At 58.1% G+C, this 14,806-nt stretch carries 12 protein-coding genes and 1 pseudogene; 5 read left to right on the top strand and 8 right to left on the bottom strand.

Annotated elements, in window-relative coordinates:
* Positions 1 to 151 precede the first annotated feature (151 nt).
* Positions 152 to 1,198, top strand: a complete 1,047-nt coding sequence (locus P3T40_RS39610; protein WP_429273133.1) for an alpha/beta fold hydrolase — start codon at positions 152 to 154, stop codon at positions 1,196 to 1,198.
* A 53-nt stretch (positions 1,199 to 1,251) separates the two neighbouring features.
* The gene (locus tag P3T40_RS39605) at positions 1,252 to 1,716 is read left to right on the top strand and encodes a RidA family protein (protein ID WP_429273132.1); all 465 of its coding nucleotides are present in this window, start codon (positions 1,252 to 1,254) and stop codon (positions 1,714 to 1,716) included.
* 205 nt (positions 1,717 to 1,921) lie between these two features.
* On the opposite strand, the gene P3T40_RS39600 is transcribed toward P3T40_RS39605, so the two are convergent.
* The 5 genes and pseudogenes from P3T40_RS39600 to P3T40_RS39580 all read right to left on the bottom strand — a co-directional run bounded on the left by P3T40_RS39600 (position 1,922) and on the right by P3T40_RS39580 (position 5,372).
* Positions 1,922 to 2,512 carry an NAD(P)/FAD-dependent oxidoreductase gene (locus P3T40_RS39600; protein WP_429273131.1) on the bottom strand — a complete coding sequence of 197 codons (591 nt, stop codon included), beginning with the start codon at positions 2,510 to 2,512 and terminating at the stop codon, positions 1,922 to 1,924.
* Between the two features lie 230 nt (positions 2,513 to 2,742).
* Positions 2,743 to 3,042 (bottom strand): annotated as a pseudogene (locus P3T40_RS39595) (cyclic nucleotide-binding domain-containing protein); the annotation flags it as partial.
* A 175-nt stretch (positions 3,043 to 3,217) separates the two neighbouring features.
* A complete protein-coding gene (locus P3T40_RS39590) occupies positions 3,218 to 3,691 on the bottom strand; it encodes a hypothetical protein (RefSeq protein WP_429273130.1) in 474 nt (157 codons plus the stop codon).
* Between the two features lie 475 nt (positions 3,692 to 4,166).
* The gene (locus P3T40_RS39585; RefSeq protein ID WP_429273129.1) at positions 4,167 to 4,553 is read right to left on the bottom strand and encodes a response regulator transcription factor; all 387 of its coding nucleotides are present in this window, start codon (positions 4,551 to 4,553) and stop codon (positions 4,167 to 4,169) included.
* A gap of 135 nt (positions 4,554 to 4,688) precedes the next feature.
* Positions 4,689 to 5,372, bottom strand: coding sequence for a response regulator transcription factor (locus P3T40_RS39580; RefSeq protein WP_429273128.1), 684 nt, complete (start codon positions 5,370 to 5,372; stop codon positions 4,689 to 4,691).
* Positions 5,373 to 5,791: 419 nt separating this feature from the next.
* On the opposite strand from P3T40_RS39580, the gene P3T40_RS39575 reads away from it, so the two are divergent.
* The 3 genes from P3T40_RS39575 (at position 5,792) to P3T40_RS39565 (ending at position 8,853) form a co-directional block, all read left to right on the top strand.
* Positions 5,792 to 7,102 carry a GAF domain-containing sensor histidine kinase gene (locus P3T40_RS39575; RefSeq protein ID WP_429273127.1) on the top strand — a complete coding sequence of 437 codons (1,311 nt, stop codon included), beginning with the start codon at positions 5,792 to 5,794 and terminating at the stop codon, positions 7,100 to 7,102.
* A 331-nt stretch (positions 7,103 to 7,433) separates the two neighbouring features.
* Positions 7,434 to 8,120 carry a response regulator transcription factor gene (locus P3T40_RS39570; RefSeq protein ID WP_429273126.1) on the top strand — a complete coding sequence of 229 codons (687 nt, stop codon included), beginning with the start codon at positions 7,434 to 7,436 and terminating at the stop codon, positions 8,118 to 8,120.
* 361 nt (positions 8,121 to 8,481) lie between these two features.
* Positions 8,482 to 8,853 carry a response regulator transcription factor gene (locus P3T40_RS39565; protein WP_429273125.1) on the top strand — a complete coding sequence of 124 codons (372 nt, stop codon included), beginning with the start codon at positions 8,482 to 8,484 and terminating at the stop codon, positions 8,851 to 8,853.
* A gap of 19 nt (positions 8,854 to 8,872) precedes the next feature.
* On the opposite strand, the gene P3T40_RS39560 is transcribed toward P3T40_RS39565, so the two are convergent.
* The 3 genes from P3T40_RS39560 to P3T40_RS39550 are packed head-to-tail and all read right to left on the bottom strand — an operon-like array spanning position 8,873 to position 14,789.
* A complete protein-coding gene (locus tag P3T40_RS39560; protein WP_429273124.1) occupies positions 8,873 to 10,330 on the bottom strand; it encodes an efflux transporter outer membrane subunit in 1,458 nt (485 codons plus the stop codon).
* Between the two features lie 20 nt (positions 10,331 to 10,350).
* Complete coding sequence (locus tag P3T40_RS39555; RefSeq protein WP_429273123.1) at positions 10,351 to 11,631, bottom strand: efflux RND transporter periplasmic adaptor subunit; 1,281 nt, start codon at positions 11,629 to 11,631, stop codon at positions 10,351 to 10,353.
* Positions 11,628 to 14,789 carry an efflux RND transporter permease subunit gene (locus tag P3T40_RS39550; protein WP_429273122.1) on the bottom strand — a complete coding sequence of 1,054 codons (3,162 nt, stop codon included), beginning with the start codon at positions 14,787 to 14,789 and terminating at the stop codon, positions 11,628 to 11,630. The genes P3T40_RS39555 and P3T40_RS39550 overlap by 4 nt, the downstream gene beginning before the upstream one ends.
* Between the last annotated feature and the right edge of the window lie 17 nt (positions 14,790 to 14,806).

Below are 14,806 nucleotides of genomic sequence, written 5' to 3'. Positions count from 1 at the left end.
CGTATGAAGAGCACACGCGTAAGCAGGCGCCGCGGCACCGGTATGTATCATTTAAATTCGATTCTCCGGCACGTATCCTAATCTCGTCGTCAGTGCGGTACGCGAGTTGCGTTGTGGCGACCGCATCCAAACCTCACCAGGAGAGATATCAATGTCGGACAAGATCGACCCTAGCCGTCGCGGCTTTCTGGGAACTGCGGCCATGACCCTGGCCGCCGCCCAATTTGGCATGATTGGCTCTGCACGCGCGCAATCCAGTACCGGGAAGCTGGCCAATCTGCCTACTATCAAGCCGGGCACGAATACATCGTTCGCTGCACTGAAGCAGATAAATGCGGGTGTCCTGAATGTTGGATATGCCGAGGCGGGACCCGCCGATGGTCCGGCGGTGATCCTTCTGCATGGCTGGCCTTACGATATCCACAGTTATGTCGATGTGGCGCCCATGCTCGCTTCGGCCGGCTACCGGGTAATCGTCCCATATCTACGCGGTCACGGCACGACGCGCTTTCTATCGGATGCAACGATGCGCAATGGACAGCAAGCCGCGGTTGCCGTCGACATCATTGCACTGATGGACGCGCTCAAGATCGATAAGGCGACCGTCGCAGGATATGACTGGGGAGCGCGAACGGCTTGCATCCTCGCGGCGCTGTGGCCCGAGCGGTGCACCGGTCTGGTTTCCGTGAGCGGCTACCTGATCACCAACCTCGAAACGACTAAATTGCCGCTCCCGCCGAAGGCCGAATACGCATGGTGGTACCAGTACTATTTCGACACGGAGCACGGGAAGGAGGGCTATGCAAAATACAAGGATGACTTTGCCAAACTCATCTGGCAGATCGCCTCGCCGAAATGGGCATTCGACGACGCCACGTTTAACCGCACCGCTCAAGCTTTCGACAACCCGGATTACGTCGCCATCGTGATTCACAACTACCGTTGGCGGCAGAGCCTGGCGGCAGGCGAGCCGCAGTACGACGCGCTGGAAAATCGGCTCTTTGCCGGCCCGCTTATCAGCGTGCCGACGATCACCATGGAAGGCGATGTCAATGGTGCGCCGCATCCCGATCCGGCATCGTACGCCAAGAAATTTTCCGGCACGTATTCACACAAGCTGGTTAAGGGTGCGGGCCATAACCTTCCACAAGAGGCGCCACGGGCCTTTGCCGAAGCCGTCATTGAAGTGGCTGCCTAGTGCGCGGTCCCGTCGTTCATTCCAGTCAGTCATTTACTTGCTCGGAGAATTTCATGAACCACCACGATGTCCACGCCAGACTGAAAGAACTCGGCATCGAATTGCCGAGCGCTGGCGCCCCTGCTGCCGCCTACGTGATGAGTGCACAGAGCGGCAATACGGTTTATCTGTCTGGCCATCTCGCCAAAAGAGACGGCAAGGTGTGGGCGGGGAAACTTGGCGACGCACTGACAACGGAAGACGGTCGCCTTGCTGCGCGTGCGGCCGCTATCGATTTGCTCGCGACACTGCACACGCACGTCGGCGATCTGAATCGCGTTACCCGGATCGTGAAACTGGTAAGCCTCGTCAATTCGACTCCTGACTTTGTCGAGCAGCATCTGGTGACGAACGGCGCATCAGACCTTATCGCCGATGTATTCGGCGAGGAGGGGAAGCACGCGCGTTCGGCGTTTGGTGTTGCACAGATTCCGTTAGGTGCATGCGTCGAGATCGAAATGGTTGTCGAGGTTAAATGACGTTTTGCGCGTCTTCGAAGTAGGTGCAACGCCAGCCGGTCTTTCCTGACGGCCGGCGCGGGTCACGTATCGTGTTCGCGCCCTGTCCTTATGTTAATGCTTTGGCGCTACCCCGCGGGCTGTTAGGAACGAGTGAATTTCCCCAACAGCCGCCGCGCCGTCGCCGACGGGCGCTGCGACACGCTTAGCTGACGAGAAACGGACGTCACCAATAGCAAAGACGCCAGGCACGCTCGTCTGTAGAGCAGAAGGTGGGGGCGGCGCGAATGCGTCCATCAACAGCGGTTTTCACAAGGCCTTTCTCGTCGACCTCGACGCGGCACGTGCCAAGCCAGCCCGTCTTGGGATTCGCGCCTGTGAATAGAAACAGATGCCTCAATTCCAAGATCTTCTGGCCGGCCGCTGTCTGGCACACGACTTTTGCCAGTCCGACTTCACTGCCCTCAACCGAGGCAGCAGTCGTCATGGTATGCAGCACGGCGTTCGGAAGCGATGTGACGCGCTCCACGAGGTAGCTGGACATGCTCTTATGGAGGTCGTCGCCGCGAATGAGAACGTGGACCCGGTGCGCAGAGGATGAAAGGAACACAATCGCTTGTCCGACCGAATTTCCGCTGCCAACAATCGTGACCTCGGTCCCCGCGCAGAGCTTCGCTTCGATCGACGACGCCCAGTGATAAATCCCGCAGCCATTGATATGCTCAAGCCCCTCGATCGCATTGCTAACTGGCTTTCGTTGGGACTGCGCATCACGGTTCCGTCTGCCAGGATGACGATTGGCAAATCGTCCTTCCACGTGTCCAGCACCTCGAGAAAAGCGCAGGCGCCCGGGTTAGTTGCGGCGTCTACGACGGAATGGGGATGACTAATACGCTGCAATAGTCCTTGCGGTGCGACAAGCTTCAGATTCTCGGCGGGGCCGATCGGCACCGGCCCGCTGCCGTTCCGAACCATTCTGACGCGCCGCAAGATGTACGACTGAATGATTGCTTCGCCCAGTAGCACTTCTGCCACCAGCAACGCCCGGATTCCGTGTGGCGGAATCAAAAGTGCTTCAATGTCGGTCACCGCATGACCATCGGCCAAAGCGGGCGTTCTTGTCAATTGGGCAGTTTCGCCTAGAAACTGTCCATCGGTCAGTTCTACGGGGAGTTGCGTGCGACCGAGGCCATCGCGCCTGCTGAGTCGAGCGGTCCCTTTGATCAGGGCGCGCATTCCGGTGTCTGGTTGACCGGTTTCGAACATCACCTCGCCTGCTTTCCAATGCTCCGTGGTTCCGAAGCGGCCAATTTTACCTAGTTGATCTGCCGTAAACCGAGGATACATCTCAAAGCTTCAGACTCGTACGACCCAGGCTGTCTTCCGTCGCTGCCGCTTCCGAAAACGCCGCTTTTCGCATCTTGATGATTCGACATCGAGGTAACCCGTGGCAAGTCTGGAAGAGCAATCCAATTGCTCCAATCCGGCCGGGGCGGGTTGAGCGAAGAGTGCAACTTGCCGCCTATTGGACAACCCGTCGCACAGCCGGCCAGACGATCAGGATGAACGCGGCGGCTTTTAATGCGCACTCGACCGCCAACAGGCAAAATCCAACCGCGAAGAACTGCTGTTCTGCCGCCAGCCCGGTAGCAATGGAAAACGTGCTTACGCCACAGCAAAACACGAAGGCAGCTTTGGCCGCCCGACTGCCGGACAACGCACAGAGCGTCAAACATAGCCAGATCAGTTTCCCCGCAATGCACGCGGCGCTCTCGAGAGGCGTCCGGCTGCTCAATACCTCCAGCGGCAATTCGCACAACGACCAGATTGCCGTGAAGGCCACTACCGACAGCGTGAACGTCCCCAGACTGGGCGTACGCTCGTGAGCGAGTTCCTCACTTTCGTAGATACCGCGGCGAGTATTCCAGGTGATCGTGGAAATCCGCCCAGCCGCGCGGTCCGATCGCGTGAGCTCAAAAGGGTCTTGCCAAAGCATGCTAAACCTCACCGATAAGATGATTGAGTTGGCCAACGTAAGGGCAAACAGCGTTGTTTCGAGGCGCGTGACTCACTGGCGCTATTGAATGCAGATAGACGCATAATCCACCACGCGCCGGATGATGTAATGGCGGCGCAGCGGAGAGAGCCAAGGATCGGTGCAGAGAACTTCGAGGTACCCGTTGGCGAGAAGCGTGATTGACGTCGACATGGTTTCACCCTGAATCAGTCGTTAATACGTTGCCGGTGTCCGAACGGGCGCACCCCAATACGATCTTTTCGGAGGGGAGACTGATCAGACTCTGTGCGTACGCTGTCACGTGGGTGCTGCGTCATGCTCGAGGATTCGGGAGACCGCCTGCTACGCACCGCGTTGTATTAAAGGTACTTCTTAATCCGGAGATAAACCATGCTACAAGCGGATGCCTATACACCATCTTTGTCTTGCCTGTTAATACTTTGGTGTATGGTCGTCAGCGCGGCGCTGTGCCGGCGATCTCCGCAACACGGAACAGGAATAGGACGTCGTCCAGCGGTTTTGTGAAAAAGCCGACCGCGCCTGCCATGATGGTTCTCTCGGCCATGTCCGAAGTCGCATACGCGGTAACAAAAACGACCGGGATGTCTGGTCTTCGCACGGCGAGTTTCCTGACGAGCGCGAATCCGTCCATTTCGGGCATCTGAACGTCTGCGACGACGAGGCAGAACTTGCTTTCGTCGATACCGGCCAACAGTTCGCCGCCGGAGGCATAGGTGCATACGGTCCATCCGCATGATCTCAGCAGACTGGCTATCGCGAGTCTGACTGATTCGTCATCGTCGACCACGGCGATAACGGCAGGAAGCGAGTGAGATTTCATCTTGTAGGAGGGCCCACGCCGAAGAGGATTTCAGCGACTACGTTGGCCGCAGCCTAAACGTATCTGCGGTTGGGCTCCGGAGCAATAATACGTTCGCGTTAGACCTATCATGCAAACGAAAGCTTGCGCACATTGTTATCGCGCCTTCGGCGCGCCCTGGTTCTGCACGGCAACGCGCTGAAGCTTCCTGACAAGATCGGGCATGGCACGGGCCTCCATCTTTCGCATGGCTTGTGCGCGATGGATCTTCACCGTGACCTCGCTTAACCCCATCCGGTCGGCAATCTGCTTGTTCATCAACCCTTCGGCAACAAAGGCGACGACCTCCTTTTCCCGGGGAGTAAGCGTTTCATACTTGCTCTGGATGTCCGCGACGAGTCGTTCTTGAGCGCGCAATTCGTCATCCCGCTGGAGCGCAGCAGACACCGTATCCAGCATATGCTGGTCGCGAAACGGCTTGGTGAGGAAGTCGAAAGCACCCGCTTTCATCGCTTGAACCGACATGGCGATGTCGCCGTGGGCGGTTAGAAAGATGATCGGCAGGCGAATGCCTTCGCGAAGCGCTTCCTGTTGCAGCGTCAAGCCGCTGGCGCCGCGCAAGCGCACATCCAGGATCAGACAACTCGGAACGTCGGGCAGTTCCGTGCTCAGAAAGGCGTCCGATGACTCGAAGGTGCGCACCTGGATGCCCTCAGAACGCAGGAGGCTGGAGAGACCGCTGCGAATTGAAACATCGTCGTCCACAACATAGACGAGTGCTTCGGACAGCAATATTTTGTTTGTTTTCACCGTGGCCCCAATGAGTATTGAAAGCGTCAAAGACTCTTGAGCATGTGCTTTCTTTGATGGCCTTCGATCAGGCCAACTTTATTGCCGAACCCAATTGCTCTCGAGAGTAGATTAAGCCGGTCATGCATGGAAATACGCTTTTACCCGGCCATTCCTTATCTCAACACCGACGAAGTGTAGAAAGGTAGTGCGTGCGAGTAGGCCAGTCTATCCCTTGGTATGTCTTCACGAGGGGGAAGCACCAGATCTTCTCATCGAATGAGATGTTGCTCACAAAGCAACCCTGTGTGAACCTGATTGCTCTTGCTCTGCCGCGCCTGTTCGAAGAAGATAGCCGGTGCGAGAGCTGGGGTATATAAAGGAGTACTGGAAAATTAAAATTATGATTGCCGGGTCTAACCATGGGAACAACCCCTTCGCACCTGGGTTTCCCGCCGCCTGCGCATCAAATGAGTGAGCACCAGTTCGACGCCCGCGCGGTGCTTTGTGCGGCCCAGGCGTTGTCGAGCGAGATATCACTCGCCAAGCTAATTCACGTTCTTGTCGACAACGCGTTGCAATACGCCGGAGCCGATCGCGCCGTGTTGTGTCTTCTTGTGGATGGAATACTGAACGTCGCGGCCCAGGCGACGTATTCCCGGAGCAGTATCGACGTGAAAATGGAGAGCGATGTGGTATCGCTCGAGGTCCTTCCCACATCCGTTGCCTGCTCGACGCTCAGGACGAGAGAATCTCTCGTACTTCACGACGCCAGAGAGGACCCCTGCTATGGGAGAGATGCGTATATCGTGGGGCATCAGTCACGGTCGATCCTGTGCGTGCCGCTGGTCAAACAGGGAACACTGGCCGGATTGCTGTATATGGAGAACAGCCTGATCCCAGGCATTTTTACCGTGGAAAGGGTGCAGATGCTGGAGGTACTCGCTTCACAGGCGGCAATCTCATTGGAGAATGCCCGGCTCTATGAGGACCTTGAAGCGGAAAACCTCATGCGTGCTGCCGCAGAAAGTCATCTTCGCGAGACGCAGGAAAAACTCGACAAGGTGGCGAGATTGACGGCAATGGGAGAGCTGGTTGCCTCTATCGTTCATGAGGTCAGTCAACCCCTGAGTGCTGTCGGGACATGTGCGCGAGCGGCGTTGCGATGGCTCAATCGGGAGGTGCCGAACCTCGAAGAGGCGCGCGCGATGCTGGACCAGATCTCAGCCGACAGTGTGAGGGCAGCCAATATCGTGACCAGCCTGCGTGCCATGGCAAAAAAGGCGCCGCTCCGGCTCGACAAGATGGACATGAATGAGGCGATACGTGAAGTGCTGGGATTGGTCCAGGCGCAGTTGCGGTGCGGCGCCATCGCGGTGCGCGGAAATTTTGGCTCGGGAAGCCTGATGGTGCGAGGCGATCGGATTCTGCTGCAGCAGGTACTCATGAATCTGGTGGTCAATGCGTGCGAGGCGATGAGCGCGGTCGTCGGCAGGGAAAAGAGCATCGAGATCAAGACCAGCATCGACAACGACAATACGTTGTGGGTCACCGTGTCCGATACGGGGCCCGGTATCGCGGCCGAGTCGGCGCTTGCACTCTTCGAGTCGTTTTACACGACGAAAGACTCCGGAATGGGAATGGGGCTCTCCATTTGTAAATCGATTATCGAGGCTCACGGCGGTTGTATTGAGGCGGACCTTGGTGTTCGGTGTGGCGCTTCCTTTCGATTCCATGTTCCACAATTGACAGGCAGTCGTAGTACTCATGAAAGCTTGTGAGCCTGTGCGCTCGGTGCTAGCGGGGCGCCGCAGATAGCTCAACGGTCAATGCGCAGCGGCCTATAGTTTCCACTGTCTTGCAGGAACGACAACCTTCCGCTGAATGGTAGGTGTGCACTCCGAACACGTGGTATCGCGCACAAACATCAGACAAGACACGCTGCGATTTCCACGTCATTTCCGGGCAGCGATTTTCGACGCAATTCGTTTGCGCCTTATGGCGTGGCGACGCCATAATGATGGATGCCACTGCCATTTTCTAATGGCTCAGCGCGTCAGGAAATGAGATTGGATCTTGTCGCACAGCATTCACTGTTCAAAGGAGTACGAGATGATTTCGGGAGCGGTTTCGACTCCGCAGCAGGGCAACAGTGCGGGTAGCAACGCGAACAATTCTCCGGTTGTGTACATTCTGGACGACGACGAGTCGATGCGAATCGCGCTGGGTGGGCTATTACGCTCGGTCGGATTGCGCGTAGAAGCATTCGAAACACCGAAGGATTTCTTGGCTTTTCCGAAATATGCTGCCCCGAGCTGCCTGATTCTCGACGTCAGGCTGCGTGGGGAAAGCGGTCTCACGTTTCAGCAGGAGATCGCAAAGAACGGCTTGCAGATTCCTGTTCTGTTCATTACAGGACACGGCGACATTGAAATGTCTGTCAGGGCGATGAAAGCGGGCGCGCGCGACTTTTTCCCGAAGCCCTTTCGTGATCAGGATATGTTGGACGCTGTCGGCGAAGCGTTGAAACACGATGGCGAGCGTATCGCGATAGAGCAATCACTCGCAGGGGTACGCCATTCTTACGATTCTCTGACGCCCCGCGAGCGGGATGTGCTCGGTTTTGTGCTGGCCGGCTTGATGAACAAGCAAATTGCGTCGGAAATGAACTTGAGCGAGATCACGGTGAAAATTCATCGTGGACAAATGATGAAGAAAATGGAATCGCGCTCAGTTGCCGAACTGGTTAGGAAAGCCGAAGCGATTCACCTCGCGCCTAGCCAACCAAAGTCTCATTGAGCGAGGCGTGACACACGCTACGCTGGTTTTGCCGAATATACGCGAGTATGAGCCATGCAAACCAGGGTTTGGATTCTCGCATCCACTCGTAGCATGGCGTAAGGTGATTGTTTGGAATACTGTTGATGAAACACGGCACGCATCCAACGGGTTTGGTGCACAGGAAAACACCGCCGGGCCTCCCTCCTATTTGTCTGGCCGTCCGTGGCAGCTATTTGATCGGCGATTTGTCTCTGCCCGGTGTGTACGTTAGCGTGATTTCCGCGCAGCGTGTCAAGGCATGACGCTAGTCGGCGTAGTCGCGTAGGGTACACAGCCCCCTGTATTTGCACTATTTCACTCGAAGGGCGAGGTCCGTGGCGTGCATATCGCTCAGATAATTTCCATTGTGGACGACGATGAAGCCGTCTGCATAGCAACCTCTGCCTTGGTGCGCTCGCTCGGCTGGCAGGCAAACATATTCGCATCGGCGGAGGCCTTTTTGCGGTCTGGGCAGATCGCCGATACTGCGTGCCTCATCTCCGATGTACGCATGCCGAATATGTCCGGCATCGAAATGCATGATCGTCTCCGGCAGCTTGGCTACGCATTGCCCACGATTTTTGTCACCGCGTTTCCGACAGCCACTCTTCGTGCGACGGTAATCGCGAACGGTGCGTTAGCGCTTCTTGAGAAACCCGTCGATGGTGTCGCCCTGGAACACTATCTCAGCGTGGCCTTGGGTCAACCGTAGTTCTTTACCCAGCGCAGAACTAGTCGTCTTCGTGCAGGTGTAGCGGACTAAACGGTACGGTTTGATCTTCGGTAGGAAGATCTGAAGAAGCCCATCCACCGCCTAACGCTCCGATCAGCGCCACTGCCGTTTGCAAACGCCGGGTTCCTACCTGCACTTCGGCTATCTGGGCGGTCAACGCCGCGATTTGCGCGACTGTCACATTCAGGTAGTTGTCGAGGCCGCCTGTGTAGAGGTTCAAGGCGATGTGCTGTACCGTCACCGCCGCCTGTAGTGCCTGCTGCTGTTGTGCCGCCTCGGTGGCGAGTTTATCCGTCAACACCAGTTGGTCTTCCACCTGGCGGAAAGCGTCGAGGACAACTGAGCGGTAGCGATCCGTGGTTTGAGTGAATACCGACCGGCTTTGTTGCAATTCGGCTCTACGCAGACCTCCCTCGAAGATGGGCAGCATGGCGGATGCGCCAACCGCCCACAGGCTGTTAGGTAACGATGCCAGAGCAAAACCGGTGTCCTCGAAACCCGCCGAGGCGCTAAGGCGAATGTTCGGGTAGAACGCGGCGCGCGCCACGCCAATGGCGGCGTTCGCTGCAGCCATTGCACGTTCGGCCTGAGCGATATCGGGTCGTCTTTGCAGCAGTTCGGAAGGTATGCCGACCGGTACTGTCGGGATCGCGATAGATGCGTTCGTCAATACCGGCAATGTGAAGGTTGATGGATTTACGCCCGCCAGTACGGCGACAGCATGCACAAGAACGGCGCGCTGTGCCTCTACGTCGGTGTCCGCAGCCTGAGCTGACGCGAGCTGATTCTGCGCCCGGGCGACGTCGAGGCCAGAGGAGATCTTGCCGGCGAGACGCATCTGCACGATCTCGACGGCGTTCTGATAGAGCTTGATCGTTTGCACATAGACGGCGTGTTCGGCATCGAGGCCGTGAATCACCATGTAGTCGTTCGCCAGTTCTATTTCAAGGCTTAAGCGTGCCGACGCAACCTCCGCAGCCACTCCTTGTGCATCCGCCTTCGCTTGCTTGACGCTGTTATGGATCTGGTCCCAGAAGTCAGGTTCCCAGACCGCCGCTGCTCCATATCCATTTGATGCCTGCTGCTCGGCGCCGTTGTCGCTGTGGAACAGCGTGTGAGCAGATTCCTTGTTCCCGGACACAAAGGCCTGTGTGCTCAGTTGGGGGAAGAGTCCCGAGCGGGCCTCCGCTACAACATCGCGGGCCTGCGTATAGGATTGCTCGGCGGCTTGCAGATCGGGGTTGGATGCATCGAGCTGGGTCTCAAGCTGGTTCAATTGCGCGTCGCCGAACATCTGCCACCACGGGCCGTGCAGGAGTTGGTCCTGTGGGCGCGCCATGATGAATGGCCGCGAGCCCTGATATTGCTCCGGCAGCAGTGTCTGCGGCGGTGTGTAGACCGGCGCCAGATCGCAGCCGTTAAGCAGTGCCAATGCTGCCCAAGCGGCGATCCGCAAGGAGGATCGAGGGCACCGCATCATTGGTCACCGTTATCTGTTGCGGCCTGGACCTTCGCGCGCTGCATATCGGTCATGCTAGCCGTGTCGGCCACGGTGGGCCGGAACTTTGTTTCAGGCGCAATACCGGGCACGCCAGCAGTGATGCGTACCTGTTCTCCTTCGAGGATGCCTGCCGATGGACTGAGAATCAGCCGGTCGGAGCGTTTCAAACCGGACACGATCTCGACGGTCTGACCCAAATTGCGACCGAGTTTGACGTTTTGCAGATGCACCGTATCGTTGCTGCCGACCAAAGCGACCTGCATGCCTTCGGCGCGAAACAGCAATGCCTGCTCGGGCACGACGAGTACGTTGCGATCCATCGGCGCGACGAAATGCACATCTGCATACGTGCCCGGCCAGATCAGATGATCGGGGTTGGGCATGAGCAGTTCCGTGACAACGGTGCGTGTTTGCGGATTGAATGCATTTGCGGTGGTGTCGAAAGACGCCTTGAACTCCCGGTTGGGATATTGCGGCAACGTGAGTGTGGCGGTGAGGCCGGGCTCGAGCATTCCGGAGTAATCCTGGGGTACCGAAACGAAAACACGCATCTCGTGAATGTCCGCGACGCTGAACAACTCATCCGCCGAGCCGCGTGTGCCGACGTCGCCGCCAGCCGCGTTGACGTAATTGCCCACGTCGGTGTTGCGTGACGTGACTACGCCGTCGAACGGAGCAATGATGTTCTTGAAACCCTCGAGTACCTTGAAGCGTGCAACCTTATGCTGGGCCGCATGGACCTGCGCCTTCTGCGCCGCTGCGTCCGCGACCTTCACATCCACTTCCTGTTGCGAGACCGCCTGGGTATCGGCGAGCGCGGTCCAACGAGCGGCAGTGACTGTTGCCAGTTGGTAGTTCGTTTCCGCAACCTCCAGGTCCGCGAGAGCGCTCTCGTACTGCTCGTCCACAGCGGGCGCGTCAACCGTGGCGAGCAGCTCGCCGGCCTTTACCGGAGCACCATAATCCTTGAGCCATTTGACCACGTAGCCTGATACTTGCGCGTAGATCGGCGCGTAGGACCAGGCTTTGATGGTGCCGGGCAGCGTGATTGAGCGTGTCGCGGGTCCGGGAGCGGGCGAGATGACCTGGACCTGCGGGATCGATTCCTCGGCGGCGACGTTGTGAAGGTCTGCAACGTTGTTAGCTCGCCGGGCGATACCGAAGATGACGAGCCCAGCGGCCAGCAGAGCAGCCACCACGGCTAGCAGCCAGGACGGGATACGGCGCGCGAGCGAAACATCCTGATTCGCGTTCATCCGTGCGACTCCATTTCAGTGCGTCTGTCACGGTGCAAGAGTGCAAAGACACAAGGCACGAACAGTAGGGTGGCGAAGGTTGCGCACAGCAGACCGCCGATGACGGCGCGTCCTAGCGGCGCGTTCTGGGTATTGCTGAAGGACATGGGCAGCATGCCGATGATCATGGCGAGCGCGGTCATCAAAACCGGTCGGATACGGGCGAATCCCGCCTCGATCGCGGCCTCGACGGCGTTGCCGTGTTCGGCAAGGCGCTCACGGGCGAACGAAACCACGAGAATCGAATTGGCCGTGGCAGTGCCCATACACATGATGGCGCCGGTCAGCGCGGGTACGGATAGCGTCGTATTGGTCAGGAAGAGGCTCCAGACGATCCCGGCCAATGCGGCAGGCAAGGCGGTGATGATGATGAAGGGATCCAGCCATGACTGGAAATTGACGACAATGACGAGATAAACGAGCAGGATCGAGAGGGCGAGTCCCGCAATCAATTGGGCATACGCGCTACGCATGGTCTGCCCCTGACCGTGCAGGTGTACGCTGGCGCCTCGCGGGACCTCATGGCTCATGCTTGCGACGACGCGAGCTACCGCGTCTTGCACCGCACCCAGGTCGCGCCGTTGATTGCTCACGAAGATATCGATCACCGGCAGGATGCTGTAGTGGGACGCCAGCAGCGGCGTACCGGTCTGACTGATGCGGCTAAGCGCGCCTAGAAGCTGTGGGCCGTTGTCGCCTCCGCCAGCGCTTTCTCCGTCGATCGGAATGGTTTCCAGATCGTTCACCGAGCTCAACTCGTCCTGCGGTGTCTGGAGATTCACGAGGTGTGACACGCCAGCGGCCGTATCGAGCCAGTAGGTTGGAGCGGTCTGCCCGCTACCGGACAGAGTCGTGAGCGCGTTGTTGGCGATATCGGCTTCGGTGAGGTTGATACCGGACGCAAACGAGCGGGACGCGGCGATCTTCAAGGTAGGCTGGTTGATCACCTGCTGGATGTTGACGTCGGCACTCCCAGGAATACGGCGCAGGCGTGCGGCCATGGCTTGTGCGTAGGCAAAATTCTCCGCTTGTGAACTGCCGGATATCTGCACGTCGATCGGTGCGGGCAGTCCGAAGTTGAGAATCTTCGCGGTGATGTCGCCGGGCAGGAACGTGAAGGCCGTCCCCGGGAATAGTGTGGGCAGTTCGCGTCGCAGCTTGAAGCGGTAGTCGTCGACGGGCGAGCGGTTGCTCCTGAGGCTCACTGTTATATCGCAATCCTGCGGTCCTATCGTGCCTGTCGAGCTATACGCTTCGTTGATACCGCTGACGGGCAGACCGCAGTTGTCCAGTACGTTGGTGACCTCGCCGGGCAGGATCTTTCGGATCGATGCATTGACGAGGACGGCGATCTTGGACGCGTCCTCGAGACGCGTGCCGACCGGCGCCCGCATATGCATATCGATCTCTCCCGATTTGATGCCCGGGAAAAAATCGCGTCCGAGAAAACCCAGGAGGCCGAGCGATGCAAATGCGCAAAGGGAGAACACAGTCACGAAGCGCCGCCGTTGCATGACGACGCGCGTGAGCGTGGCGCGATACCGCACGCGAAACTGTGTGAAGCGCTGTTCGAAGCCGCGCTGGAAGCGCGTAAATACACCCGGATTCTCCGTATGTCCGCGCTTGTGTTGCTCGACCTGGGCGCGTAGCAGGTACGCTGCCATCGTAGGCACGAGGGTGCGCGAAAGAATGAACGACGCGATCATCGCAAAGATGATGGCTTCGGCGAGCGGCAGGAACAGATAACCTGCGACCCCGCCCAGCTGGAATAACGGCAACCAGACGATGCAGATGCACAAGGTGGCGACAAAGGTCGGTACGACGATCTGGTTTGCGGCGGTGATGATGCCTGGTTCGAGTTCCGCACCGGCCTCGAGGTGAGCATCGATGTTTTCGATCATGACAGTTGCATCGTCAACGAGGATCCCAACTGCAAGTGCAAGTCCGCCGAGAGTCATGATGTTGATCGTTTGTCCGCACCACGAAAGCGCCAGCACTGAGCAGAGAATGGCCAGTGGAATGGAGGTGGCAACGATCAGGGTGGCGCGCCAGCTGCCTAGAAAAAGCAGTACGGTCAAACCGGTCAGGATGGCGGCGGTGATCATTTCCTGTACCACCTCTTTCACCGAGTCGCGCACGAAACCTGATGCGTCATTCAACGTGGTGATCTGCACGCCGGGCGGCAGCGTGCGGATGATCCCCGGCAGCACCTTCTTGATACCGCTCACGACCTGCAGCGTCGAGGCATTGCCGCTCTTGAGGATCTGGATCAACACCGCCTGCTTTCCCTTCACCAAGACCGCATTGATCTGCGGTGGCGAGCCACTGTGGACATACGCAACATCGCGCAGATAAACCGTCACGTCGTTGACGGTCTTGACTGGCAGATTGTTGAACGTGGCGACTTCCAACGGGCTCGCGTTCGTTTCGACCAGAAAATCGAGCGCGCCGATTTTCTGGTCGCCCGCCGGCAGCACGACGTTCTGGGACTTCAATGCATTGCCGACATCCACCGCAGACAGGCCGTGTGCCATCAGCTTGGTCTGGTCCAGATCGATTTCGACGTTCAGTGCCGTACCACCGTATGGCGCGGGAATGGCGGCGCCGGGTACGGCGACCAGTTGCGGCCGGATCAGGTTTGAGGCCAGGTCGTAGACTTGCGCCGCGGTCAACCCCGTTGCGGATACCTGCAGGTCGAGCACCGGAACGTCAGAGGCGCTATACGACAGGACCTGCGGCGGTGTGATGCCTGCAGGTAACTGCTTCAACACCGTTTGGGAAATCGAAGTGATCTGCGCTTGCGCCGCGGCGATGTCGGTGCCGGGCTGGAAAAATATCTTGACGATGCCACGTCCATAGAGCGACTGACTTTCGATGTGCTCGATGTTGTCCACCGTCGCGGTCAGGGCGCGTTCATAGTAGTAAATCACACGGCCGGACATATCCTGCGGCGACAGCCCGTTGTAAGTCCACACCACGGCGACAACGGGAATCTTGATGTCGGGGAAAATATCGGTTGGCGTTTTGCGTACGGCCATCGCGCCGAATAACACGATCAGAATGCCCAACACGACAAAGGTCAGCGGGCGGCGCAGTGCGATCAGAACAATAGCGTTCATGGCATTCGTATGGAAAT

This window comes from Paraburkholderia sp. EB58 (genome assembly GCF_050436665.1).
In the GTDB taxonomy this organism is placed as follows: Bacteria; Pseudomonadota; Gammaproteobacteria; order Burkholderiales; family Burkholderiaceae; genus Paraburkholderia.
This window is presented reverse-complemented; position numbering and strand designations above follow the sequence as displayed.

What these genes read in the sequence shown, in the direction of transcription:
- P3T40_RS39610 (WP_429273133.1), top strand. Translation starts at nt 152, where the DNA reads ATGTCGGACAAGATCGACCCTAGCCGTCGCGGCTTTCTGGGAACTGCG.
- P3T40_RS39605 (WP_429273132.1), top strand. Translation starts at nt 1,252, where the DNA reads ATGAACCACCACGATGTCCACGCCAGACTGAAAGAACTCGGCATCGAA.
- P3T40_RS39590 (WP_429273130.1), bottom strand. Translation starts at nt 3,691, where the DNA reads ATGCTTTGGCAAGACCCTTTTGAGCTCACGCGATCGGACCGCGCGGCT.
- P3T40_RS39585 (WP_429273129.1), bottom strand. Translation starts at nt 4,553, where the DNA reads ATGAAATCTCACTCGCTTCCTGCCGTTATCGCCGTGGTCGACGATGAC.
- P3T40_RS39575 (WP_429273127.1), top strand. Translation starts at nt 5,792, where the DNA reads ATGAGTGAGCACCAGTTCGACGCCCGCGCGGTGCTTTGTGCGGCCCAG.
- P3T40_RS39570 (WP_429273126.1), top strand. Translation starts at nt 7,434, where the DNA reads ATGATTTCGGGAGCGGTTTCGACTCCGCAGCAGGGCAACAGTGCGGGT.
- P3T40_RS39555 (WP_429273123.1), bottom strand. Translation starts at nt 11,631, where the DNA reads ATGAACGCGAATCAGGATGTTTCGCTCGCGCGCCGTATCCCGTCCTGG.
- P3T40_RS39550 (WP_429273122.1), bottom strand. Translation starts at nt 14,789, where the DNA reads ATGAACGCTATTGTTCTGATCGCACTGCGCCGCCCGCTGACCTTTGTC.